Consider the following 285-nt stretch of genomic DNA (forward strand, 5'->3'; position numbering starts at 1 on the left):
ACTTGGCTTGCCGTATTCAAGCGGCGGGTATGGGCTTAGGTCCAATCTACACACCAACAGGTTTTGGTACTTTGCTCGCTGAAGGCAAACCGACCATGAATTATGAAGGTAAGGACTACGTTTTAGAAAATCCAATCAAAGCTGACTTTGCGTTAATTAAAGCGCATAAGGGCGATCGCTGGGGGAACTTGGTATACCGTAAATCTGCACGTAACTTTGGTCCAATTATGGCCATGGCAGCAGATATCACCATCGCACAAGTATCAGAAGTCGTGGAACTCGGTG

Annotated in this window: 1 protein-coding gene; it reads left to right on the top strand. The window is 46.7% G+C overall.

What is annotated here, in order from left to right; all coding sequences use genetic code 11:
* Nucleotides 1-285 (top strand): 3-oxoacid CoA-transferase subunit A (locus tag AC1M84_RS14320; protein ID WP_481595243.1); only part of this gene is annotated, 285 nt, incomplete at both ends.

The organism is Acinetobacter sp. 24-47-66, from assembly GCF_056779755.1.